23 protein-coding genes are annotated in these 22,489 nt (G+C 75.5%); 14 read left to right on the top strand and 9 right to left on the bottom strand.

Annotation, left to right across the window (positions count from 1 at the left end):
• Nucleotides 1-23 precede the first annotated feature (23 nt).
• The 3 genes from QOZ88_RS21700 to QOZ88_RS21690 are packed head-to-tail and all read right to left on the bottom strand — an operon-like array spanning nt 24 to nt 3,027.
• The gene (locus QOZ88_RS21700; protein ID WP_139206315.1) at nt 24-419 is read right to left on the bottom strand and encodes a hypothetical protein; all 396 of its coding nucleotides are present in this window, start codon (nt 417-419) and stop codon (nt 24-26) included.
• A complete protein-coding gene (locus tag QOZ88_RS21695; protein WP_306001770.1) occupies nt 416-967 on the bottom strand; it encodes a hypothetical protein in 552 nt (183 codons plus the stop codon). The genes QOZ88_RS21700 and QOZ88_RS21695 overlap by 4 nt, the downstream gene beginning before the upstream one ends.
• Nucleotides 964-3,027: a PEP/pyruvate-binding domain-containing protein gene (locus QOZ88_RS21690; RefSeq protein ID WP_306001769.1), complete on the bottom strand. Its 2,064-nt coding sequence runs from the start codon at nt 3,025-3,027 to the stop codon at nt 964-966. The genes QOZ88_RS21695 and QOZ88_RS21690 overlap by 4 nt, the downstream gene beginning before the upstream one ends.
• 111 nt (nt 3,028-3,138) lie before the next feature.
• Between QOZ88_RS21690 and QOZ88_RS21685 the strand changes: the two genes are divergently transcribed.
• From QOZ88_RS21685 to ku, 5 genes are read left to right on the top strand one after another with little or no spacing between them, the layout of a single operon-like run.
• The gene (locus QOZ88_RS21685; RefSeq protein WP_306001768.1) at nt 3,139-4,416 is read left to right on the top strand and encodes a cation:proton antiporter; all 1,278 of its coding nucleotides are present in this window, start codon (nt 3,139-3,141) and stop codon (nt 4,414-4,416) included.
• Complete coding sequence (locus QOZ88_RS21680) at nt 4,407-5,195, top strand: TIGR02587 family membrane protein (RefSeq protein WP_306001767.1); 789 nt, start codon at nt 4,407-4,409, stop codon at nt 5,193-5,195. The genes QOZ88_RS21685 and QOZ88_RS21680 overlap by 10 nt, the downstream gene beginning before the upstream one ends.
• Before the next feature lie 11 nt (nt 5,196-5,206).
• Nucleotides 5,207-5,641, top strand: coding sequence for a hypothetical protein (locus tag QOZ88_RS21675; protein ID WP_306001766.1), 435 nt, complete (start codon nt 5,207-5,209; stop codon nt 5,639-5,641).
• Nucleotides 5,638-6,576, top strand: coding sequence for a hypothetical protein (locus QOZ88_RS21670; protein WP_306001765.1), 939 nt, complete (start codon nt 5,638-5,640; stop codon nt 6,574-6,576). The genes QOZ88_RS21675 and QOZ88_RS21670 overlap by 4 nt, the downstream gene beginning before the upstream one ends.
• Nucleotides 6,577-6,626: 50 nt before the next feature.
• Nucleotides 6,627-7,625: a non-homologous end joining protein Ku gene (ku, locus tag QOZ88_RS21665; protein WP_306001764.1), complete on the top strand. Its 999-nt coding sequence runs from the start codon at nt 6,627-6,629 to the stop codon at nt 7,623-7,625.
• Nucleotides 7,626-7,676: 51 nt separating this feature from the next.
• On the opposite strand, the gene QOZ88_RS21660 is transcribed toward ku, so the two are convergent.
• The gene (locus QOZ88_RS21660) at nt 7,677-8,279 is read right to left on the bottom strand and encodes a Rho termination factor N-terminal domain-containing protein (RefSeq protein ID WP_306001763.1); all 603 of its coding nucleotides are present in this window, start codon (nt 8,277-8,279) and stop codon (nt 7,677-7,679) included.
• A 192-nt stretch (nt 8,280-8,471) separates the two neighbouring features.
• Nucleotides 8,472-9,497, bottom strand: a complete 1,026-nt coding sequence (locus QOZ88_RS21655; RefSeq protein WP_306001762.1) for an acetamidase/formamidase family protein — start codon at nt 9,495-9,497, stop codon at nt 8,472-8,474.
• A gap of 190 nt (nt 9,498-9,687) precedes the next feature.
• Here QOZ88_RS21655 and bluB point away from each other — a divergent pair, with 190 nt between their 5' ends.
• The 3 genes from bluB to QOZ88_RS21640 are packed head-to-tail and all read left to right on the top strand — an operon-like array spanning nt 9,688 to nt 12,706.
• Nucleotides 9,688-11,382, top strand: coding sequence for a 5,6-dimethylbenzimidazole synthase (bluB, locus tag QOZ88_RS21650; protein WP_306001761.1), 1,695 nt, complete (start codon nt 9,688-9,690; stop codon nt 11,380-11,382).
• On the top strand, nt 11,379-11,924 hold the full coding sequence (locus QOZ88_RS21645; RefSeq protein ID WP_306001760.1) for a bifunctional adenosylcobinamide kinase/adenosylcobinamide-phosphate guanylyltransferase: 546 nt from the start codon (nt 11,379-11,381) through the stop codon (nt 11,922-11,924). The genes bluB and QOZ88_RS21645 overlap by 4 nt, the downstream gene beginning before the upstream one ends.
• On the top strand, nt 11,921-12,706 hold the full coding sequence (locus QOZ88_RS21640; protein WP_306001759.1) for an adenosylcobinamide-GDP ribazoletransferase: 786 nt from the start codon (nt 11,921-11,923) through the stop codon (nt 12,704-12,706). Before QOZ88_RS21645 ends, QOZ88_RS21640 begins: the two co-directional genes overlap by 4 nt.
• Before the next feature lie 10 nt (nt 12,707-12,716).
• Here the strand turns inward: QOZ88_RS21640 and QOZ88_RS21635 are convergent, their stop codons facing one another.
• Nucleotides 12,717-13,742 (bottom strand): AraC family transcriptional regulator, encoded by a 1,026-nt coding sequence (locus tag QOZ88_RS21635; protein ID WP_306001758.1) that lies wholly within the window; start codon nt 13,740-13,742, stop codon nt 12,717-12,719.
• A gap of 91 nt (nt 13,743-13,833) precedes the next feature.
• On the opposite strand from QOZ88_RS21635, the gene QOZ88_RS21630 reads away from it, so the two are divergent.
• Both QOZ88_RS21630 and QOZ88_RS21625 read left to right on the top strand, forming a co-directional pair.
• Nucleotides 13,834-15,333: a flavin-containing monooxygenase gene (locus QOZ88_RS21630; RefSeq protein ID WP_306001757.1), complete on the top strand. Its 1,500-nt coding sequence runs from the start codon at nt 13,834-13,836 to the stop codon at nt 15,331-15,333.
• Nucleotides 15,334-15,363: 30 nt separating this feature from the next.
• Nucleotides 15,364-16,299 carry an alpha/beta hydrolase gene (locus tag QOZ88_RS21625; RefSeq protein ID WP_306001756.1) on the top strand — a complete coding sequence of 312 codons (936 nt, stop codon included), beginning with the start codon at nt 15,364-15,366 and terminating at the stop codon, nt 16,297-16,299.
• 52 nt (nt 16,300-16,351) lie between these two features.
• Here the strand turns inward: QOZ88_RS21625 and QOZ88_RS21620 are convergent, their stop codons facing one another.
• Nucleotides 16,352-17,128, bottom strand: a complete 777-nt coding sequence (locus QOZ88_RS21620) for an esterase/lipase family protein (RefSeq protein WP_306001755.1) — start codon at nt 17,126-17,128, stop codon at nt 16,352-16,354.
• A gap of 29 nt (nt 17,129-17,157) precedes the next feature.
• On the bottom strand, nt 17,158-17,463 hold the full coding sequence (locus QOZ88_RS21615; RefSeq protein ID WP_306001754.1) for a hypothetical protein: 306 nt from the start codon (nt 17,461-17,463) through the stop codon (nt 17,158-17,160).
• A gap of 186 nt (nt 17,464-17,649) precedes the next feature.
• On the opposite strand from QOZ88_RS21615, the gene QOZ88_RS21610 reads away from it, so the two are divergent.
• Complete coding sequence (locus tag QOZ88_RS21610; protein ID WP_306001753.1) at nt 17,650-17,910, top strand: hypothetical protein; 261 nt, start codon at nt 17,650-17,652, stop codon at nt 17,908-17,910.
• A gap of 48 nt (nt 17,911-17,958) precedes the next feature.
• Here QOZ88_RS21610 and QOZ88_RS21605 read toward each other — a convergent pair whose 3' ends face one another.
• On the bottom strand, nt 17,959-19,146 hold the full coding sequence (locus QOZ88_RS21605) for an acyl-CoA dehydrogenase family protein (RefSeq protein WP_306001752.1): 1,188 nt from the start codon (nt 19,144-19,146) through the stop codon (nt 17,959-17,961).
• Nucleotides 19,147-19,185: 39 nt separating this feature from the next.
• On the opposite strand from QOZ88_RS21605, the gene QOZ88_RS21600 reads away from it, so the two are divergent.
• From QOZ88_RS21600 to QOZ88_RS21590, 3 genes are all read left to right on the top strand, one after another.
• Nucleotides 19,186-20,313: a glycerate kinase gene (locus tag QOZ88_RS21600; protein ID WP_306001751.1), complete on the top strand. Its 1,128-nt coding sequence runs from the start codon at nt 19,186-19,188 to the stop codon at nt 20,311-20,313.
• A gap of 35 nt (nt 20,314-20,348) precedes the next feature.
• Nucleotides 20,349-21,386 carry an ion channel gene (locus QOZ88_RS21595; RefSeq protein ID WP_306001750.1) on the top strand — a complete coding sequence of 346 codons (1,038 nt, stop codon included), beginning with the start codon at nt 20,349-20,351 and terminating at the stop codon, nt 21,384-21,386.
• A 104-nt stretch (nt 21,387-21,490) separates the two neighbouring features.
• Nucleotides 21,491-22,471, top strand: coding sequence for an IS481 family transposase (locus tag QOZ88_RS21590; RefSeq protein ID WP_306000740.1), 981 nt, complete (start codon nt 21,491-21,493; stop codon nt 22,469-22,471).
• Nucleotides 22,472-22,489: the final 18 nt, after the last annotated feature.

The raw sequence follows: 22,489 nt of genomic DNA, 5'->3' as shown, positions 1-22,489 counted from the left end.
ATCCGGTGACGGCTGCCCCGGGCTCAGCGGCCGGCCGCGTCGTCCGGCGTCACCGTGGCGATCCGGCGGACGTCGGCGAGCAGGTGCTGCACCCGGGTGTCGCGCAGGCAGCCCCGGAGCTCGCGCCGGTCGAACTCGTCGAGCCCGGGCCGCACCCGGAAGGCGAACACCCCCGCCTCGACCTGCCGGAAGGAGTCCTCCACCACGCCGGCGTTCACCAGCAGCCGGCAGGTGCTCACCAGCCCCCGCGTCATCTCCTCCCGCACGGACGGGTCCTCCCGCACCTGCACCGCGATGACCACGTCGGTGTAGGAGCCCTCCGGCTGCGGGATGTCGACGGTCATGAGCTCCGAGCGCAGCAGCAGGAGCCCGGCGACGACGACCGCGGCGCCGGCGACCCAGGCCAGCACCCGCCTCACGGCGACGTCCCGGTGGCGGCCGGCCCGAGCAGCACCCGCAGCGCGGGATCGTCCCCGAACTCCTCGTCGCCGGCGAGGAGCTCGGCCTCGGTGGGCACCAGCGAGGTCGCCGGGAAGGCGATCTCCTCCAGCTCGGTGGCCACCTCCTGCTCCACCCCCTCCCGGGCAGAGCTGCCCGCGACCCGCTCGATCAGCCAGGCGATCCCGGAGACGACGAAGCCACCGCCGAGCAGCACCGGGATGAAGATGTGCGTCCGGTCGGGATCCACTGGCCTGAGCCAGGGAAACGGCTTGCTCTCCACGGGTGCCGCGCGCAGCCGGTCCAGCGCTCCGGGCGGCCGCGGCGCCGCGGCGGTCGCCCGCACGGTGTCGCCCACCGCGTTGAGCCGGCGCACGACCAGGCCGGTGCACAGCCCCACCAGCGTGGCGAGGAAGAGGACGCCGACCAGCAGGGCGCGGTGCCACTCCCACCGGTAGATGTAGACGAACAGGTAGGCGCCGGATCCGAGGAGCGCGACGACCCCCACCAGCCAGCTCAGCTTCTTCACGAGCCCTCCTCCTCCACGGTGCCGCTGTCCCCGTCGACCCGGACGGTGGTGCCGGGGGCGAACTCCTCCAGCGCTCCGGCGAGGCCCACGACCGTGGGCACCCCCGACTCGCGGGCGAGGATCGCCAGGTGCGCGAGCACGCTCCCGGTCTCGGCGACCAGGCCGGCCAGCCGCGGCAGCACCGGCGCCAGCGAGGGATCGAGGGTGCGCACCACCAGCACCGCCCCCTCGGGCGGGTCGTCCCCGTGGTGGACGGGCCCGGCGCCCGAACCCCCGCCGGCGCCGGTGCCGCCGGCCGCACCGGCGACCGGCACGGGGCGGCCGGTGTCGCTCATCCGGAACCGCGCGGGGAGCGGCTCACCGGGCTCCTCCTCTTCCGGCCGCAGCACCACGGCGGGGTCGTGGACGGCGGCGGCCAGGTCGGCCAGCCGCAACCCGCGGACCTCCTCCGGGCCGCCGAGCCGGCCGGCCGCGGTGAGCCGTTCGCCGAGGGCCCAGGCGGCCCGGGCGGTCACCTCCTGGAGCCACCGCACCCGCAGCCGCAGCGCCTCACGCAGCAGCCCGGCGTCGGTCTCCTCGACCGGCGGGGCGCTGTCGGGCGGCTCGACGTCGGGCGGCAGCTGCGGGGTCCGGCAGATCTGCGGAGCGGCGAGTGCGAGCACGACCGGGTTGGCGGCGACGATCTCGGCGTCGGCCAGCCCGGCCTGCCGTGACCGCCCCAGCACGCGCAGCGCCGCGCTGACCCCGGTGAGCCGGGGGGCGTCGGGGTCGACGAGCATCCCCATGAGGACCTCGTGCGCGTGCACCGAGCGCAGCGCCGGGCCGACGCGGTGCAGCAGGGCGACCAGCTGCCGGTCGGTCAGCTCGCCCAGCGGCGGTACGCCCCCGAGGGCGTGGTCGGTCGCCCCGATCACGTCCTGGGCGAGGGCCGGCAGGGCCGAGCGCAGCCGCCCCACCCGCCAGGAGACCCGCAGCCGCCGCAGCCGGGGTCGCGGGTCGAGCCGGTCGCGCAGCCGGGGGGCCTCCGGCCGGGGCTCGAGCAGGTCGAGGTCGAGGGCGACCCAGCCGCCCAGGACGCTGACCAGGGGGGAGTCGTCCACGGCGGTCCGGTCGGCGGTGCCGGCCAGCAGCAGGGCGTGCCGCAGCGCGTCGCGCAGCGGAGGGATCCACAGGTCGGCCTCCAGCGGCTGCAGGGGCTCGGGGAAGGTCTCTGCGACCGGGCCCGGCCCGAGCACCGGTCCGTGCGGACGGCCGCGTGCCTCCGCCGTGACCGGCCGGCTCTGCAGCAGCCGCAGGTGGTTGCCCTCGTCGAAGGCCCACTCCACGTCCTGGGGACCGCCGAACACCTGCGCGGTCCGGCGCGCCAGCTCGGCCAGCGCCCGCAGCTGGGCCTTGCGCAGCCGCACCCCGCCGTCGCCGCGGGTGACGTCCGTGCGGCGACCGGAGCGGTCGAGCTCGTAGCGGTCGCCGTCCACCTCCCCGCTCACCAGGCGGTCCGGCCCCCCGGTCACCGCGGCGACGACGAGGCGGTCCTCGCGTCCGGACACCGGGTCGATGCCGAAGAGCACGCCGCCGCTGCGGGCGTCGAGCAGGGGCTGGACCAGGACGGCCAGCGGTTCGCGGCCGGTGAGCGTGTCCGACCCGGTCGCGGCGGTCTCGCGGCTGGCCACGACCGTGGCGACGGCGCGCTCGAACGCCTCGGGGCCGCGCACCCCGACCACCGACTCGAACCGGCCGGCCATCGACGAGTCGCCGAGGTCCTCCACCGTCGAGCTGCTGCGCACCACCAGGGCGTGCCGTCCCTCCGCGGAGAGCTCCCGCCAGGCAGCGCGCACGTCGTCAGGCAGGGGCGAGCCGCCGGCGAGCTGCTCCACGGCCCCGGTCGTCACGACGAAGCCGGGCACGATCGGCAGGCCGCCCCGGTGCGCCCGCGCGAGCGCGGCCGCCTTGGCCCCCGTGATCCGGTCATCGGCGGCCGCCTCGTCGTCGAGGCGCACCACGGCGGGGCCGTCGGCGACGGGCGGGCGGCCCGAGCTGTCGTCGGTCGAGGTGGCTGGCATGCCGGGAGAGTTGCCGCCCGGGGCGCCGCCAACCGCGACCGGCTCCCGACCGGCGGTTTCGTCGGGAAAACGTAACGGGCTCGATCGTGCGCGGCGGGGTAGGGGAGGCCCGTGGACCTCCTCCTCGCGTTCGCGGTGCTGCTCTTCGCCGGCGTGCTCTTCTCCGGACTGGCCCACCGCACGGTGCTGTCCACCGCAGTGCTCTTCCTGCTGGCCGGCTTCGTGCTCGGCGACGGCGTCACCGGCGTCCTCACCCTGCGGCCGGGCGACGAGATCGTCGTCGGGCTCGCCGAGCTCGCCCTCTTCTCGGTGCTCTACACCGACGGCATGCGGGTGGGCTTCGCCGACCTCCGCCGCGCCTGGCGGCTGCCGGGCCGCGCCCTGGTCCTCGGCATGCCCCTCACGTTCGGCGTCACCGCGGTGCTGGCGCACTACGTGGCCGGCCTGTCCTGGACCCAGGCGATGCTCGTCGGGGCGGTGCTCGCCCCCACCGATCCGGTCTTCGCCTCCGCCATCGTCGGCCGCCCGGAGGTGCCCGGCCGGCTGCGGTCGCTTCTCAACGTGGAGAGCGGGCTCAACGACGGCCTCGCCCTGCCGGTCGTCCTGGTGCTGCTGTCGGTGCTGTCGCAGGACGCGGTGGACTACGGCTCGCTGGCCGGCGAGCTCGCCCTGGGGATCGCGCTCGGCTTCGCCGTCCCGGCCGTGGCGGTGCTGCTCCTCCGCAGCCGGTTCACCTCCGCCACCCCGCTCTACGCATCGCTGGGCGGGCTGTCCATCGGCCTGATGGTGCTGGGGCTGGCCGAGCTCACGCACGCCAACCTGTTCCTGGCCGCCTTCACCGCCGGCATCACGATCGCGAGCTTCGCGCCCGAGGTGGAGGAATCCTTCGCCGACTTCGGGGAGCTGGTCACCGAGCTGCTCAAGCTCGCCGCGATCCTGGTGTTCGGGGCGCTCATCTCCCCGGCGTTCCTGGGCGAGATCCCGCTCAGCGGTTACCTGTTCGCCGTGCTGGCGCTGGTGCTCGCCCGCCCGGTGGCGATCGGGGTGGCGCTGGTGCGCAGCGGGCTGCCCGGCCCGCAGAAGGCGGCCGCGGCGTGGTTCGGGCCCAAGGGCTTCGCCTCGGTGGTCTACGGCCTGCTGATCCTCGACGCCGGGGTGCCCGGAGCGGACGCCATGTTCCACCTGGTGGCGCTGGTCATCGCCGCTTCGATCCTGGCGCACTCGTCGACCGACGTGCCGATCGCGCACGCCTTCGCCCGCGCCGAGGGCCGGCCGGAGCCGGACGTCCCCGGCCCGGGTGAGGACGAGCCGCCCGGCAGGACGACTGCGGCCCGGACCGGCCGCACCGAGGGGGGCGCGGGGGGATCCGGACCCGCACCGTGGAGCTGACCAAGGGCCTGGGCCGGGCCTTCGCGGGCTCGCTGCTGTTCGCGCTGCCCCTGCTCATGACGATGGAGTTCTGGCAGCTGGCGCACAGCGTGGAGCGGTACCGGCTCGCCCTGCTGGTCGTGGCGGCGGTGCTGCTGGTGATCGGGCTGTCCCGGGCCTTCGGCGCGGGGCCCGGTGGGGTCGGGGTGGGCGGGTACCTGGCCGATGCGGGGGTCGCCGTCCTGGCCGCCGTCGTCGCCGCGACGGTCGTCCTGGGGGCGCTCGGGGTGGTGGATCCGCTCATGGACTGGCGCGCCGCGGTCTCGGTGGTGGCGATCGAGACGCTGCCGGCCGCCGTCGGGGCCTCCTACGCGCGGAGCCAGCTCGGGCAGGGCAGCCGACGGCCCCGGATGTCGGGGTACGGCCACGAGGTGTTCCTGATGGCCGCCGGGGCGGTCGTCTTCGCGGCGAACATCGCGCCCACCCAGGAGATCGTGCTGCTCGCCGCCGAGGCGGGCGCGGTCAACATCGTGCTGCTCGCCGTGCTCAGCCTCCTGCTCATGCACGGCTTCGTGTACTCGCTGGGCTTCGGCGGGCAGGAGAGGTCCACCGACGGGTTCGTGCGGTCGTTCCTCACCCTGACCGTCGTGGGGTACGTCGCCGCACTCGCCATCTCGGCCTACCTGCTCTGGACCTTCGGCCGGTTCGACGGGACCGGCTTCGCCATGGTGGTCAACGAGACCGTCGTGCTCGCGCTCCCCGCGAGCATCGGCGCGGCGGCAGCCCGGCTCATCCTGTGACGGAGGACCACGTGGACGACGACCAGCACACCGACGAGCCGCAGGGTGCGCAGGAGCAGGACGGTGCCCAGGAGAGGACCACACCCGGTGAGTACGCGCTGGGCGCACTCGGGGGTCTCCTCGTCCTCCTGCTCCTCGGCTTCCTGACCTACCAGGCCGTGGCCGTCCGGGAGTCCGACCCGGCGCTCTCGGTCAGCATCGGCTCGGTCGAAGCGGCCGGGGACGGCTACGCGGTCCACTTCGAGGTCAGGAACAGCGGTGGCCGGACGGCCGAGCAGGTGCAGATCTCCGGCACGCTCACCCGCGGCGGCAGCGAGGTCGAGCAGGCCTCGACGTCCGTTCCCTACCTGCCCCCGAACAGCCGGCACAGCGGTGCCCTCCTGTTCTCCGAGGACCCGCGCGACGGCCGGCTGCAGGTCCGGCCGTCGGGCTACATCGCGCCGTGAGCCGCCGGTCCACGCCGCGGCTCGCCGACGTCGCCGACGAGCTCTACGGCGTGCCGCCCGAGGACTTCGTCGAGGTGCGGCAGACCCGGCGCAAGGAAGCCCGTGCGGCCGGCGACCGCGAGCTGGCCGGCGCGATCGGCAAGCTCCGCAAGCCCACGACCGCGGCCTGGGTGGTGAACACCCTGGTCCGCCAGGAGTCCGCGGAGCTCGCCCAGCTGGTGGAGCTCGGGGCGGGGTTGCGCGAGGCCCAGGGCGACCTGGACGGGGACGAGCTCCGGGAGCTCTCCCAGCAGCGCCGCCGCGTGGTGGTGGCGTTGACCCGGCAGGCGCGAGCGCTGGCCCAGGACCTCGGCCACCCGGTGAGCGACGCCGTCGCCGGTCAGGTGCAGGACACCCTGCGGGCGGCGATCGCCGACGAGGCCGCCGGGCAGGCGGTGCTCTCCGGCCGCCTCCTGACAGCCCTGTCGCACCGCGGCCTGGCCCGGGTCGGGGTCGAGGGCGCGGTCGCCGACGTCGGCGACGGCGGGGGCCCGCGGCCGGCGGCGTCGGGGGCCCGGACGGAGCGGCCGGCACGTCGGCGGGCGCGGCCGGACGCGCTGGAGAAGGCGCGCCGCGACCTCGAGGAGGCCGAGACGGCGGCGGCCGAGGCGGAGGAGGAGGCGCGCGCCGACCGGGAACGGGTCGAGCAGGCAGGCGCCCGCCGCGAGCGCGCCCGCGCCCGGGTCGACGAGCTGGCCGAGCTGCTCCGCGAGGCGGAGCGGGAGGCCGCGTCCTCGGGCGACGAGCTCCGCGGGGCGCAGCGGCGCCGGGACGCCGGCGAGCGACGGGCGCGACGGGCCGGCGAGGTGCGGGACCGTGCCCGCGCGCGGGTGGACCGGCTGGCCGCGGAGCTCGGCGACGACGCCCAGGCCGGCGGGAGCGCCGGACGGGGGTGACGGACGCGGGTCCGGGGGTACGCCTGCCGGAGCAGTCGGGAGGAGGAGCCGTGGCACGAGCCATCTGGACCGGCGCCCTGGCGTTCGGGCTGGTCAACGTCCCCGTGGGCCTGTACTCGGCGACCGAGGACAAGTCGGTGCACTTCAACCAGTTCGAGCGGGGCACCTCGTCGCGCATCCGCTACAAGCGGATCAACGAGGACACCGGCGAGGAGGTCGACTACGAGGACATCGTCAAGGGGGAGGACATCGGCGACGGCCGGTACGTCATCGTCACCCCGGAGGAGCTCGAGGAGATCGAACCCGGGCGGTCGCGGGTCATCGACATCTCGGACTTCGTCGACGTCTCCGAGATCGACCCGATCTACTACGACCGGACCTACTACCTCGCCCCGCAGGACGAGCAGGCGCAGCGGGCGTACGCGCTGCTGCTCCAGGCGATGGAACGGGCCGGGCGGGTCGCCGTCGCCACCTTCGTGATGCGCTCCAAGCAGTACCTGGCGGCCGTCCGCCCGCAGGGCGACGTGCTGACGCTGGAGACCATGTACTTCGCCGACGAGGTGCGGGACCCGCTGGAGGAGATCGAGCAGCTCCCCGTGCGGCACTCCTTCCCGTCGCGCGACCTGGACATGGCGGTCTCGCTGATCGACTCGATGACCACCGAGTGGGACCCGACCAACTACCGCGACACCTACCGCGACCGGGTCGAGGAGCTGGTCGAGGCCAAGCGCCGCGGTGAGGAGGTGGTCACCCAGGGGGTGCCCGAGACCGCCTCGAACGTCGTCGACCTGATGTCGGCGCTGCGCGCCAGCGTGGAAGCCGCGGGGAAGCACCGGCCCGGCAACTCCGGGGACGACGCCGGGCTGCGGACGCGGAAGGCGCACCGCCGGGGCGGGCGCGCGTCGGGGGAGGACCTGGAGGGCAGGTCGAAGAAGGAGCTGGACGACATGGCACAGGACCTCGACGTCTCCGGCCGGTCGAAGATGACCCGCGACGAGCTCGCGCGCGCCGTGGCCGACGCCCGCCAGGGGGCGAGCAAGGCCTCCTGAGCCGGGCCGCCGCCGGGTCGTGGCCCCAGGATCACGACCCGGCGGGTGCGGTCAGGCGTCCTCGCGGTCCGGGCTCTCCAGCCGGAAGAAGGTGCTCTGGTTCCCGTCCTTGCGCTCCTCCTGGTAGAGGAAGTTCAGCTTGCGGAGGTCGAAGGTGGCGAACCACTCGTCCCAGCTGACGTGGCGCAGGTTCTCGTTCTCGCCCCCGAAGTCGAAGCGCAGCACGCCGAGGTGGTCACCGTGCTCGGTGCCCTCCACGGTGGCCGGCACGCCGCCGCGCTCCTCGGCCCAGCGGCGGATCACCTCGTGGCTGGAGGTGGCGAGGCTGCGCCCCGGTCGCTGCGGGTCCTCCTCCAGTGAGGTGACCTCCTGGGAGTACTGCAGGGAGCGCGACGTCTGGTCGCCGGTGCGCAGGTGGCCGTCGTCGGGCCCGCGGTCGCCGGGGGCACCGGCCTCCCCGCCGCCCTCGTCCCCGTCGGTGGCCTCGCGGCCCTGCTTGTAGGCGTCGGAGATCGCGTCGACGAGCTCCTCCTTCTTCATCGACGACGTGCCGTCGATGCCGTCCTCCCTGGCGCGCTCGCGGAGCTCGTCGACCTTCATGTCGCGGAGCTCGGTCTCGCTCAGGCCAGGGGTGTTCGGCGTCTCGTTCGTCATCCGTCCGTCCTCCTCCGGGTCGGTGCAGGCTTCGGCACCGGCCCTACCCGCGAGTGCCCGCGGCACGCGCGGCAACCGGCCGCAGCGTGGATGCAGCAGACAGTGTGCGCAAAGGGCCAGTTCCGCGGTCTCGAACTGGCCCTTTGCGCACATCGTCGCGACCTCTGCGAGCCGGATCCTCATCCGCCGACCTCAGCGCTGGGCGAGGTAGGCCGCGGCGGTCTGCCGCAGCCGGTCGTGGACGCCGTCGGCGGCGACGACGCCCTCGCGGCCCAGGTAGGCCTTCGCCAGCTTGGCCACCATCGTGTAGTTCGTGTCCACGACGTTGCCGGCCGGGGCGAGGCCGGCCTGGCTGACCAGCTGGTAGGCGTCGAGGGTGTCCCAGCCGGTGAGCTCGGCGGCCCAGGTGACCAGGTCGTGCTGGCTCACCCGGTAGGCGTCCTCCAGCGGCCGGGCCGAGCCGGTCGACATGAGGAAGTCGTCGGTCTCCAGCCGCGGCCACGGGGTGCCGGCCCCCTTGACCAGGTCGACGACGACGACGGTGCGCATGGCTGCCTCCACGGCGGTGCCGCACACCTCGCCCTCGCCCTGGCGGCAGTGCCCGTCACCGATCGCCAGCTGGGCGCCGGGCACGTTGACGCCGAAGTACGCCGTCGTTCCGGCGCGCAGCTCCGGGGTGTCCATGTTCCCGCCGTGCGCGCCCGGCGTGATGGTCGCGAACGCCTCCCCACCGGCAGGCGCCACCCCCACGGTGCCGTGCATCGGGTCGAGCGGGAGCTCCACCTCCGGCCCGCCGCGGCGCGGGCGGAACAGGCAGGTGCCCCGCTCGCGGTCGACCTCGTACACCCACACCACCTCCTCGAGGGGGTCGTGCAGCATCGCCGTGCTGTGCGTCGCCGTCAGCGCCCCGAAGTGCGGAAACGTCGTGGAGACGGCCCAGTCGCGGGCCGGGGCGATCTCCACGAGGTGGACGGCGAGGGTGTCGCCGGGCTCGGCGCCCTCCACGTGGATCGGCCCGGTCACCGGGTTGAGCTTCGAGAAGTCGCAGACCCGGCTGGGCAGGTCGTCGGTGCTGGTCACCCGGCCGCCGAAGCAGTCCTCGGTGGTGAGCTCGACGACGGTGCCCGGCCGCACCCGCACCAGCGGCTCGGGTGCGCCGCCGAAGACGTACCGGTACTGGTCGGGCGTGGGCGTGAGCGGGACGACGTCGAAGGTCACAGGGTCTCCTCTGCGGCGGGTACCGGCCGTGGGCCGGCGGCGGCGTGCACCAGGATGGTCGAGGTTGGCCGCCGGGCGCTCCGCGAGCCGGCGCCCCGAGCGCTGACCGGGCACCCCTGCGGGGGAACCGGGGTCCGCGCGCACGTGCGGGCGTGCGAGGGTTCCCGGGAGACCCGATGGAGGAGTTGGCATGACCTGGCCCCGGCCGGTCCCGGTGATCGGTGACCAGACCCACGCCGCCGAGCGGGCCGCCGACCCCGCGGGCTGGGCCTTCGACGCCGCCACGGTCGAGGCGCTGCACGCGGTCGTCGGGGCGCGCCGCGACATCCGCCGCTACCGCCCCGACCCGGTGCCGTCGGAGCTGCTGCGGTCGGTGCTGGAGGCCGGCCACCGGGCGCCGTCGGTGGGCCACTCGCAGCCGTGGCGCTTCGTCGTCGTCACCGAGCAGGCCACCCGCGACCGCGCCGCCGTGCTGGCCGACCGCGAGCGGCTGCGCCAGGCCGAGCTGCTCACCCCCGACCGCCGCGCCCGGCTGCTGGACCTGCAGCTCGAGGGCATCCGAGAGGCGCCGCTGGGCGTCGTCGTCGCCTGCGACCGCCGCACCCACGCCACCGGGGTGCTGGGCCGGGCGACCTTCCCCGACGCCGACCTCTGGAGCTGCGCCTGCGCGATCCAAAACATGTGGCTGGCCGCCCGCGCGGCCGGTCTGGGCATGGGCTGGGTGACCCTCTTCCAGCCGGCCGACCTCGCCGCGCTGCTGCACCTGCCCGAGGGGGTGCAGACCCTCGGCTGGCTCTGCCTGGGCTGGCCCGACGAGCGCCCGCCGGAGCCCGGGCTGGTGCGCCAGGGCTGGTCGAACCGGGCCGCCCTGGACGAGGTCGTGCTGCGCGAGCGGTGGCCGGCCGACGACAGCCCCGCCGCCCCGGTCAGCCACCTCGCCGGCCCGCGGCCCGAGGCGGTGGTCGCCGCGCGCGACACCGGTGACGACCTGCTCGCCGTGCCCGGGTCCCTCGGGGTGCTCGACCGCGCCGTCGACCGCGTGCTGGCCCTGCCCGGAGGGGTGCCCGACGCCGGAACGCTGGTGGTCGTCGCCGGCGACCACCCCGTCGCCCGCGCGCACGCCGTCTCCGCGTACCCGGCGTCGGTCACCGCCGACGTGCTGGCCGCGACCCGCACCGGGGAGTCCCTCGGGGCGTCGACCGCCCGCCAGGCCGGGCTGCGGGTGCACGCCCACCACGCGGTCTCCCCGGACGCGCAGGGCGACCTGCTCACCGCCGACGCCCTGACCGCGGGGGCCGCTGCCACCCTGCTGGCGGAGGGCCGGGAGCTCGGGCGGGAGCTCGCCGCCACCGGGCTGGTGTGCCTGGGCGAGGTCGGCATCGGCAACACCACGGTGGCCGCCGCGCTCGCCTGCGGGCTGCTCGGGCTCGACCCCGACGACGCCGTCGGGCTGGGCGCGGGCTCCGACGCGGCGATGCTGGACCGCAAGCGCACCGTCGTCCGCGGCGCCGTCGGCCGGGTCAGGGAGGCGCACGGCTCCGCCGACCCGATGACCCTCCTCGCCGCACTCGGCGGGCCGGAGGTCGCGGTGCTCACCGGCATCACGCTCGGGGCCGCCGCGGCCGGCGCGCCGGTGGTCCTCGACGGCCTGGTCACCTCGGTGGCCGCCGCCGTCGCGGTGCGCCTGGAGCCGGCCGCGCAGACCGCGCTGGTCGCCGGCCAGCGCAGCCGCGAGCGCGGGCACGCCGCCGTCCTCACCGAACTCGGGCTCGAGCCGCTGCTCGACCTCCGCCTGCGCGCGGGGGAGGGCGTCGGCGCCGCGCTCGCCGCGCAGCTGCTGCTCACCGCGGTGCGCGCCCGGCGCACCGCCGGGCGGGTGCGGTGATCGGCCGCCCGCCCCACCGGGCACTGGTGCTCGGGGGTGCGCGCTCGGGGAAGTCCCGGTACGCCGAGCAGCTGCTGGCCCGCGCCCGGCGGGTCGAGTACGTCGCCTGCGGCCTGCCCGCCGACGGAGGTGACCCCGAGTGGGCCGACCGCGTGGCGCTGCACCGCGACCGCCGCCCGGCGTCCTGGCGCACGGTCGAGACCGTCGACCTGGTCGGCGTGCTCGGGCGGCCGGGCCCGCCGCTGCTGGTGGACTGCCTCTCCACCTGGCTGGCCCGGGTGATGGACAACTCCGGCGTCTGGACCGGGGCCGAGGGCGCCGACGCGTGCCTCTCCGCCGCCGTCGACGACGTCGTCGCCGCCTGGGCGGGCACCCGCCGCCGGGTGATCGCGGTGAGCAACGAGGTCGGCTCCGGCGTCGTGCCGGCGACCGCCTCCGGCCGCCGCTACCGCGACGAACTGGGCATCCTCAACGCGCGCGTCGCCGCCGCCTCGCAGCGCGTCTGGCTGCTCACCGCCGGCCTCCCGCAGCGGCTCCGGTGACGGGCGGGGGCCCGCTCGCCGCGCTCGGCGTGTTCAGCGTGCTGCCGGTCCCGGCGTCCGCGCGCGTCCCCGGCCCCGGTGTGCTGCGCTGGCTGCCGCTGGTGGGCGCGCTGATCGGTGCGCTGGCGTCCGTGCCGGCGCTGGCGGTGTGGCGGGGGAGCGGCGAGGGGGCGCCGCTGCTGGCCGCCGCGCTCGTGATCGGCTCCCTCGCCCTGCTGACCCGCGGGCTGCACCTCGACGGCACCGCGGACCTCGCCGACGGCCTGGGCAGCGGCCGGCCGGCCGAGCAGGCGCTGGCCCTCATGCGGCGCCCGGACGTCGGCGCGTTCGGGGTCGCCGCGCTGGTCTGCGTGCTGCTGGTGCAGGTGGCGGCCCTGTCGGTGGTGCTGGAGGACTCCTCGCGGGCCGCCGGCCCGGTGGGCGTCGTCCTGGCGACGACGGCCGGCCGGGTGGCGGTGCTGCACGCGGCTGCGCGGCCGGCGGCGGCCGGCTCGGCGCTGGGCGTGCTGGTGGCCGGCGCCGGCTCGCCGGCGGTGCGGTGGACGGCGACGCTGCTGCTGCTCGCCGCCGCGGCCGGGCTGCGGCTGCTGGCGGGCGGCTCCGCGGCCGACGCGGCCTGGGCCGTCGCCGCGGTGCTGGTCGCGCTGGCGGCCGGCGCGGGGCTCACCGCGCACGCGGCCCGCCGGCTGGGCGGGGTCACCGGCGACGTCTTCGGCGCGGTCGTCGAGACCGGGACGACCGCGGCCCTGGTCGTGCTCGCCGCCGGCACGGTGTGGGCCTGACCGGGCCGGCTCACTCCCGGGCGGCGGTGCGCGCCCAGCGCCGCGGGCTGGCGCCCGTCCAGCGCCGGAAGGCGTGCACGAAGGCGGAGGCCTCGGAGTAGCCGATGCGCTCGGCGACCTCCTCGACGCTGAGCCCCACGGTCACCAGCAGCTCCTCGGCCAGGTGCCGGCGGGTCTGGTCCACGACCGCGCGGAAGCTCGTCCCCTCCTCGCCGAGGCGGCGGCGGAGGGTGCGCACGCTCATGTGCAGCTCGGCGGCGACCGCCTCCTGGCCGGGCATCTGCTGCGGGTGGCGGAGCAGCAGGTCGCGCACCTGGCCGCTCAGGCCCCGGCGGGACACCCGCCGCTCGAGCAGCTCGCGGCACTGCGCCTCGCACAGGGCGGCGGTCAGCGGCGCCGCCTGGGGGAGCGGCTGGTCGAGCAGCGCGGCGTCGAAGACCACGGTCGACCGCGGCGCCCCGAACCCCGGCGGCACGCCGAACGCCGCCGCGAAGGGCGCGGGGTCGACCGGCGCGGGCAGCCGCAGCTCCACCCGCCGGGGCACGACCGGCCGGCCGAGGGACTCCCGCCAGAGCTGCAGCGCCGCCGTGGCGTCGCGCAGGAGGACGAACCGCCGCACGGGCTCGGGTAGGTCGAGGTCGTCGAAGAAGAGGTGGAGCTCGCCGTCGTCCTCGACGGCGCTGACCCGGGTGAGCGCGTAGGTCAGGTCGAGGAAGCGCATCGCGACCTCGTGCCCGGCGCGGAGGGTGCGGCTGGAGAGCAGGGCGAAGCCCCAGATCCCGTAGGTGGCCAGCCGGTAGCGGCCCCCGGCGGCCAGGCCGCCGTCCTCGGGCAGCTCCGCGGCGAGCGCGGCCACCAGCCGGACCTCCTGCTCGGCGCTGATCTCCGCTCCCGGATCGGCCAGCTGCGCCTCGGTGATGCCGGCCCCGGCGAGCAGCCGACCCCGCGGGAGGCCGTGCTCCTCGCCGAGCGCGCACAGCAGCGCCGCGCTGCCCGTGCCCCGGGCCGCGGCGTGGGCGGAGTTGGCCGAATTCATCAAGGTGCGGCCGATTGTGCCATGGCTCACACCGAGCCCCCGAGGCTACGTTCGCGCCAGTGAGCCAGATCACTGAGCGAGGGGAGCAGTCATGACCGCGACGCTGGAGCAGCCAGTCGTCTCACCCACGACCGAGCACGTCGACGTGCTCGTCGTCGGCGCCGGCATCTCCGGCATCGGGGCGGCGCACCACCTGAAGGAGCGCTTCCCCGACCGGTCCTTCGCGATCCTCGACGCCCTCGATGACCGGGGCGGCACCTGGTGGACCCACCGCTACCCGGGGGTCCGGTCCGACAGCGACCTGTTCACCTTCGGCTACCGGTTCAAGCCGTGGCGCGGCGCCTCGATCGCCACCTCGGCGGAGATCCTCTCCTACCTCGACGAGGTCATCGCCGAGGACGACCTCGCCGGGCGCATCCGCTACCGGCACCGGGTGACGACCGCGAGCTGGTCGTCGGCCGAGCGGCGGTGGACCGTGCAGGTCGCCCGGGAGGACACCGGCGAGGAGCTCACCCTCACCACCGACTTCCTGTGGATGTGCCAGGGCTACTACGACCACGGGCAGCCCTACCGGCCGGAGTGGCCCGGGCTGGACCGCTTCCGCGGGGTGGTCGTGCATCCGCAGCAGTGGCCCGACGACCTCGACCACGCCGGCAAGCGCGTCGTCGTCATCGGCTCCGGCGCCACCGCGGCGACGATCGTCCCGGCCATGGCCGAGACGGCCGCGCACGTGACGATGCTGCAGCGGTCCCCGACCTTCTTCTTCGCCCGCCCCCGCACGCACGAGCTGGCCGAGACGCTGCGCGCGCTCGACGTGCCCGACGACTGGACCCACGAGATCCTCCGCCGGGCCTACATTGCCGAGGGCGACGAGATCACCCGGCTGTCGTTCGAGTCGCCCGACGAGCTGCGCGAGATGCTCATCGAGGCGATGCGTCCCCTCCTGCCCGAGGACTTCGACATCGCGAAGCACTTCAGCCCGACCTACCGGCCCTGGCAGCAGCGCCTCGCCCTGCTGCCCGACGGCGACATGTTCGCCGCGATCCGGGAAGGCAAGGCGTCGGTCGTCACCGACACGATCGAGACCTTCACCGAGACGGGGATCCGCACCTCCTCGGGCGAGGAGCTGGCGGCCGACGTCGTCGTGACCGCGACCGGGTTCGACCTGTGCCTCTTCGGCGGTGTCGCCTTCACCGTGGACGGCGAGCCGGTCGACTTCACTTCCCGGGTCACCTGGCGCGGCACGATGATCAGCGGCGTGCCCAACATGGCCTACGTGTTCGGGTACTTCCGCGCCAGCTGGACCCTGCGCGCCGACCTGGTCAGCGAGCTCGTCTGCCGGCTGCTGGCGCACATGGACGAACGCGGCGCCACCACGGTCGTGCCGACGCTGCGCCCCGAGGACGCGGACATGCCGCTGCGGCCGTGGGCCGATCCGGAGAACTTCAACTCCGGCTACGTCATGCGCTCGGTGGACCGCATGTTCAAGCAGGGGGACCGCGAGCCCTGGACCCACCTGCTGGAGTACGCGGAGGAACGGACGGCGCTGCCCGCCGTCGACCTCGACGACAAGTCCCTCGCCTACCGCTGACCGCCCACTTCCGACAGATCAGGAGCCCACGTGCCCGTCGACCAGAACATCGCCGCGATGCTGACCATGATGGAGCAGGCCGGCCTGCCGCCGATGTACGAAGGCACCCCCGCGGCCGGGCGGGCGCTGTACCTGGCGCTGACCCACGGCGCCCGCACCCCCGAGCAGCTGGTGCCGGTGGGGTCCACCGAGGACCGCACCGTGCCCGGCGCCGTGGGGGACCTGAAGGCCCGCGTCTACCGCCCGGAGGGCGAGGGACCCTTCCCGACCGTCGTCTTCTTCCACGGCGGCGGCTGGGTGATCGGTGACCTCGACACCCACGACAACATGGCCCGCAACGTCTGCCGGGGCAGCGGCGCCGTCGTCGTCGCCGTCGACTACCGGCTGGCCCCGGAGCACCCCTTCCCGGCGGCTGCGGACGATGCCGTGGCGGCGGCGCGCTGGATCGCCGCGCACCTCGACGAGTTCGGCGGCGACCAGCGGCTCGGCGTCGCCGGGGACAGCGCCGGCGGCAACCTCTCCGCCGTGGTCGCCCAGGCCCTGCACGCCGACGGCACGTCGCTGGCGGCGCAGTTCCTGATCTACCCGGCGGTCGACGCCGAGGGGGAGTACCCGTCCCGGATCGAGAACGCCAAGGGCTACTTCCTCGAGAAGGACACCATGGACTGGTTCTACGGGCACTACGCCGAGGGCTGGGACGACGCGCTGGACCCGCGCCTGTCGCCGCTGCACGGTGCCGACCTCGCCGGTCTGCCGCCCGCGGTGGTGGTCACGGCCGAGTACGACCCGCTGCGCGACGAGGGGGAGGCCTACGGCGAGGCGCTGCGTGCCGCGGGCGTGACCGTCGACGTCCGGCGCTACGACGGCATGATCCACGGCTTCTTCGACATGGGCACCATCTCGCCGGCCGCGCAGCAGGCCATCGAGGAGACCAGCGCCCGCTTCGGCGAACTGCTGCGCGGCTGAGCCACCCGACCGGTCGCGGGTCCCGTGCCCCCGGACCCGCCCGGTCGGTCGGTCATCCCTCCGGGAAGAGCGCCCGCAGCCCGAACCGGTCGGGCCGCCGGAAGGGCCGCCAGGCGCCCCGGGGCTGGGCCAGCCGGTCTGCGACGACCCACAGCACGGCCGGGTCCACCCCCATGCCCAGGTGGCTCGCGTGCACGGCGACGTTCTCGCTGGTCGACCCCTCCTGCTGCAGGCAGCTGCGCCAGTCGACGACGCCGTCCCACCGCGAGTAGACCGAGGTGCTCGGCACCGGCAGCGCGGGGGCGGGGCGCACGTCCTCCACCGCCCGCAGCCGCCGGTACTCGCCGACCATGCCGGCGCCGGAGGCGGCGCGGCGGGGCCGGGCGGGCGCCGCGGCGAAGGGGGAGCCGAGGGAGACGACCTGGCGCACCAGCCGCGGGGAGCGCTCGGCCAGCCGGCGGGCGAAGATGCCGCCCAGGCTCTGCCCGACGACGCTCACCGGCCCGCCGTGCTCGTCGGCGAGCCGCCGCACCAGGTCGCGGACGCCGTCCACCACCTCGGGCCGGGGGCCGTGGTTGCGCCCGAGGTCCCAGCCCACCACCGGGTAGCCGAGGCGGCGCAGCCAGCCGCGCAGCGTCCGGGTGGAGACGTCGGAGGCGAGCCAGCCGGGCAGGACGACGACCGGGTGCGGCTCGCCCCGCGGTGCCCGGCGCAGCAGCGGGGCGCCGACGGCGAGCGCGCCCGCGCTGACCAGCGCGCGGGCCGGTTCGGTCAGCGCCAGCAGGTCGTCGGTGCGGGCGGGGCGGGGGCGCCCGGACGAGGTGCTCACCCGGGCTGCATGCCCGCGCGGGGGCGCGTTCAGTCGGCCGGCGGCAGCACCCGCGGGACGAACACCTCGTCGACCGGTCGCGGGCCCACGTACTGGCGGCAGGTGCAGGGCACCCAGCTGTGCCCCGACCAGCGCCCGCGCTTGTCGTAGGTGTCGCGGCGCAGCTCGGCGTAGCAGGTGTTGGTCGCCGTGTCGTGCTGGCTGAGCGTGTGGCCGCAGCCGCACAGCGGCGTCACCGGCGGGGGTGGGGCGCCGGCCCGGTTCCGGCCGAGGCGCCCGGCCAGGAAGCCGGCGCCGAGCAGCCCCGCACCCACCAGCAGGCTGATCGGATCCATCTGCGTGCACCTCCCGCGCGAGCCTCCGACGGTAGCGCGGGGACGCGGTCCCCCGGAGGTGTGGCGGTCGGCGCCGGCGCCCCGGGTGGGGCGGTGACGCAGGGTGGCGAGGGTGCGTCCGACCCGGAGCCGCATTCGCCCGATCGAGGGGGATTGAGCTCCGGTGATCCGGGGCACGTGTGACCCGTGGACACGTACGCCGTGGGATTCGCCCGTCCCGACCGTTGGTCGGGCGGGCAGCGGACCGAGCAGAGCTACCCGTGGCACGCCGTGGAGGCGCACCGCCCGCCGGCCGAGCTGGACGGCGAGGTCGAGCTGGCCGTCTGCGGGGCCATCGTCCAGATCTGGGGCACGCAGAAGTGGGCGCGCGTCGGCGTCGGCCGCACCGGCTGCCCCGAGTGCGCGCGCCTCACCGCCGTCGACAGCCGGCTGACCACCGCCCGCTGACCCCCGGGCACCGCGCCCGGGCCGGCCGGCCGCAGCCGGCCGGTCCGCTCAGCGCGTGTCGGGCTTGCGCCCGCTGATCGCCGACAGCCCGGTGACCGCACGGCCCACGATCAGCGCCTGCACCGAGTCGGTGCCCTCGAAGGTGAAGATCGCCTCCATGTCGGCGTGGTGCCGGGCGATGTGGTGGTCCAGCAGGATCCCGTCCCCGCCGAGGATGTCCCGCGCGTCGGCGACGATCGCCCGGGCCTTCGCCGCGTGGTTCATCTTCGCCAGCGACGCCATCGCCGCGGTCATCCGGCCGGCGTCGGCGAGCGTGGACAGCCGCCAGCACATCAGCTGCATCGAGGTGATCTCGGCGAGCATCCGGGCGAGCTTGTCCTGCACCAGCTGGAAGCCGGCGATCGGCTGGCCGAACTGCTCGCGGCGCAGCGCGTGGGCCAGCGCCAGCTCGTAGGACGCCGTCGCCAGCCCCAGCGCCCGCCAGGCGACGGTGTAGCGCGTGCGGTCCAGCATCTGCGAGACGTCCTTGAACGAGTGGCAGTTGGCCAGCTTGTTCTCCGCGGGCACCCGGACGTCGGTCAGCGTGATCTCCGCCTGCCACACCGCCCGCAGCGCCGTCTTGCCGGTCATGACCGTGGCCTCGTAGCCGGGGCTGCCTTTCTCGACGACATAGCCGCCGACGGCCCCGTCCTCGCCGCGGGCCCAGATGATCACGTAGTCGGCGATCGACCCGTTGCCGATCCACTTCTTCTGCCCGTTGAGCACGTAGGCGTCGCCGTCGCGGCGGGCGGAGGTCTCCAGCGCCACGGCGTCGGAGCCGTGCGCGGGCTCGGTGAGACCGAAGGCGCCGATCTTCTCCAGCCGCGCCATCGCCGGCAGCCAGCGCTCCCGCTGCTCCTCGTCCCCGAGGACCGCGATCGACTGCATCGCGAGGAAGCTGTGCACCCCGTTGAAGGTGCCGATGCTGCCGTCGGCGCGGGCCAGCTCGGCCGCGACCAGGCCTGCGGCGACGTTGCTCATCCCGGGGCAGCCGTAGCCGTCGATGGTGCCGCCGACGATGCCCAGCCCGGCCAGCTGCTTCGCCATCTCGAACGGGAAGTCGGCGCGTTCCCAGTAGTCGTTGATGTGCGGGATGACCTCTGCGTCGCAGAAGGCGCGCACCCGGTCGCGGAGCTCGATCTCGGCGGGCTCGAGGAGGTCCTCGATGGCGTAGAAGTCGGGGGTGTCGGCGGTCACGACCTCGAACGTACGGCGATCTGCGGCATGCTGCCCGGCGTGCACGTCGTCATCGCGCCCGACTCGTTCAAGGGGAGCCTCGCCGCCGACCGCGTCGCCGAGGCGGTCGCCGAGGGCGTGCTGCGGGCCCGCCCGGACGCCGAGGTGGTGCTGCGCCCGGTCGCCGACGGCGGCGAGGGCACGGTGGCCGCCGCGCTCCGCGCCGGGTACCGGCCCCGCACCGCCCGGGTCAGCGGGCCGGACGGCCGGCCGGTCGACGCCGTGTTCGCCGTCGACGGGACGACGGCGGTGCTGGAGCTCGCCTCGGCGGCCGGGCTCGGGCTGCTGGAGCGCCCGGCGCCGCTCACCGCGACCACGTACGGCGTGGGCGAGCTCGTCCGTGCGGCGCTGGACGCGGGGGCCCGGCGGGTGGTGCTCGGGGCCGGCGGCAGCGCGACGACCGACGGCGGCGCGGGGCTGCTGCAGGCGCTCGGCGTCCGGCTGCTCGACGCCGAGGGGAGCGAGGTGCCGCGCGGGGGTGCGGGGCTGGCCCGGCTCGACCGCATCGACGTCGGGGCGCGCGACCCCCGGCTGCACGGGACGGAGCTGGTCGTCGGCGTCGACGTCGACAACCCGCTGACCGGGCCGGAGGGGGCCGCGGCCGTCTTCGGCCCGCAGAAGGGGGCGACGCCCGAGCAGATCGCGGTGCTGGACGGCGCGCTGACCCGGTTCGCCGCCGTCGTGCGGCGTGACCTCGGTGTCGACCTGCTCGGCCGGCCGGCGATGGGTGCGGCCGGGGGCACGGCGGGCGGCCTGGCCGCCACGATCGCCCGGGGCGTCGGTTCCGGTGCCCGCTACGTCTGCGACTTGGTCGGGCTGGACGCCGCGCTCACCGGCGCCGCTCTGGCGATCACCGGCGAGGGGTCGCTCGACGAGCAGACGCTGCGCGGCAAGGCCCCGGCGGAGGTCGCGGCCCGGGCGGCCGCGGCGGGGGTGCCCTGCCTCGCGCTGGCCGGCGCGGTGCGGCTGGCCCCGGAGCGGCTGCGGGCGGCGGGGTTCGTGGCCGGGCACGCGCTGACCGAGGTCGAGCCCGACGTCCGGCGCTGCCTCGCCGAGGCCCCGCGGGTGCTGGCCGAGCTGGCCGCGCGGGTGGTCCGGGCCGTGCTGCCACCGGGCGCGTCGCGGTAGCTTGCGTCGTCCCGGTTCCCGCCCCTGGAGCTCCGTTGCCGTTCTTCGTCCACTTCGCCCGGTTCGTCAAGCTGCGCCTGAGCGGCTGGCGGCTGCCGCTGGCGGTCGCGGTGTTCGTCTTCCTGTCCAGCTGGCTGGCCATGGCGCTGGTGGAGCCCGGTGGCAGCGCGATCACCGCGCCGGGCACCTACTGGTGGTACTTCCTGGTCACCGCCGCGACCGTGGGCTACGGCGACGTCTTCCCGAGCTCGATCCCCGGCCGGCTGGTCGGCGCCTACGTGATCGTGGGCGGCATCGTGACCCTGACCCTGCTGTTCACCCAGCTGTCCGAGGCCCTGCAGTCGCTGCGGGGCCGGCGTCTGAGAGGTGTGGTCCCCCTGGAGCTGTCCGACCACGTGGTGCTGCTGGGCTACTGGCCCGGGCGCACCGAGCGGATCGTCGCGGAGCTGACCGCCGAGGGGCGCACCCAGGTCGCGCTCTGCGCCTGGGAGGACGTCTCGGAGAACCCGATGCCCGACGAACCCGCGGTGCACTTCGTCCGCGGCGACCTCACCCACGAGGACGTCATGCGGCGGGCGTGCGTGCGCCAGGCCCGGACGGTGGTCGTCGACGTCCGCGACGACAACGAGACGCTCGCCGTGGCGGTCGCCGTCGAGCACGCCCACCCGGGTGTGCACCTCGTCGCCGCGCTGCGCGACCTGGAGCGGCGGGACACCCTGCGCTACGTCAGCGCCGGGGTGCAGGCCGTCCAGTGGCACATGCCCTCGCTGCTCACCGAGGAGGCGAACGACCCGGGCATCACGCAGGTCTACAGCGAGCTGATGACCCACGGGGGGCGCAACACGTACTCGCTGACCGTGCCCCCGGGCTTCCCGCACGGCACGTTCGGTGAGTGCCAGCGCCACTTCGGCGCGACCTTCGGCGCCACCGTGCTGGCGGTGCGCGGCCCCGAGGGGCTCGCGGTCAGCCCCCCGTGGGACACCCCGCTGGGCGCGGGGACGACGCTGTACTACGTGGCCGACGGGCGCATCGCCGCACGTCAGCTCACCGGCGGGTCCCGCACCCAGGCCTAGGTGTACCCGGCCAGGACGTTGGTGACGGCGGTCGGGGTTGCACGCAGGAGAACCTCCGAGTGGGGTGTGGCTTGTCTAAGGCCCACATCCGCCCGGAGGTTCTCGTGTCCCACGGTAATGCCCGCACCACGTTCCATGGCCGGAAACTGATCGTCGCGCGGTGGCAGAACGGGTGGACGAAGGCGCACATCGCCGCGGCGATGGGGCTCTCCCGCAAATGCGTGCGAACCTGGATCACCCGCTACCAGGACGAGGGCGAGGCCGGGCTGGTCGACCGGTCGTCCCGCCCGCACACCAGCCCGCGGCGCACGACGGCCGAGACCGAGCAGCGCATCGTCGAACTGCGCGGTGCCGAGCGCCGGGGCCCGGCCTGGATCGGGGCGGAGCTGGGCGTGCCGGCCCGCACGGTGTCCCGTGTGCTGCGTCGCCACGGGCAGCCCCGGCTGGCCGCGCTGGACCCGATGACCGGGGAGGTGATCCGGTTCTCGAAGCAGACGGCGGTCCGCTACGAGCGGGCCCGGCCCGGCGAGCTGGTGCACATGGACGTGAAGAAGCTCGCGCGCATCCCCGACGGCGGCGGCTGGCGGGCCCACGGCCGCGTCGCGGTCACCCCCGACCGCAGCCGCGCCCAACGCTCAGAGAACCGCAGCCCCGGCTATGACTACGTCCACTCCCTGGTCGATGACCACTCCCGGCTGGCCTACTCCGAGATCCTGCCCGATGAGAAGGGCACTACCTGCGCGGCGTTCCTGACCCGGGCCGCGGCCTACTTCACCGCCCACGGCATCACCCGGATCGAGCGGGTGATGACCGACAACGCCTGGGCCTACAAGTACTCCCTACGCGAGGTCTGCGCCGCGCTCGGGGCCCGCCAGAAGTTCATCCGACCGCACTGCCCGTGGCAGAACGGCAAGGTCGAACGCCTCAACCGCACCCTGGTCACCGAGTGGGCCTACCGGCAGCCCTTCACCAGCAACGCCGAACGCGCCGCCGCCCTTGCTCCCTGGCTGGAGCACTACAACACTCGACGCCGCCACAGCGCACTCGGCGGGGAGCCCCCGATCAGCCGACTGGCACCAACCTGATGGCTCGGTACACCTAGG

It is taken from the genome of Blastococcus carthaginiensis (assembly GCF_030731085.1).
In the GTDB taxonomy this organism is placed as follows: Bacteria; Actinomycetota; Actinomycetes; order Mycobacteriales; family Geodermatophilaceae; genus Blastococcus; species Blastococcus carthaginiensis.
The sequence above is the reverse complement of the archived record's forward strand: the minus strand, read 5'-3'. Positions and strand labels throughout refer to the sequence as shown.

Bases quoted from the DNA above. Each gene is read 5' to 3' on its own strand.
- QOZ88_RS21690 (WP_306001769.1), bottom strand. From the start codon at position 3,027: ATGCCAGCCACCTCGACCGACGACAGCTCGGGCCGCCCGCCCGTCGCC.
- QOZ88_RS21660 (WP_306001763.1), bottom strand. From the start codon at position 8,279: ATGACGAACGAGACGCCGAACACCCCTGGCCTGAGCGAGACCGAGCTC.
- bluB (WP_306001761.1), top strand. From the start codon at position 9,688: ATGACCTGGCCCCGGCCGGTCCCGGTGATCGGTGACCAGACCCACGCC.
- QOZ88_RS21635 (WP_306001758.1), bottom strand. From the start codon at position 13,742: ATGAATTCGGCCAACTCCGCCCACGCCGCGGCCCGGGGCACGGGCAGC.
- QOZ88_RS21630 (WP_306001757.1), top strand. From the start codon at position 13,834: ATGACCGCGACGCTGGAGCAGCCAGTCGTCTCACCCACGACCGAGCAC.
- QOZ88_RS21615 (WP_306001754.1), bottom strand. From the start codon at position 17,463: ATGGATCCGATCAGCCTGCTGGTGGGTGCGGGGCTGCTCGGCGCCGGC.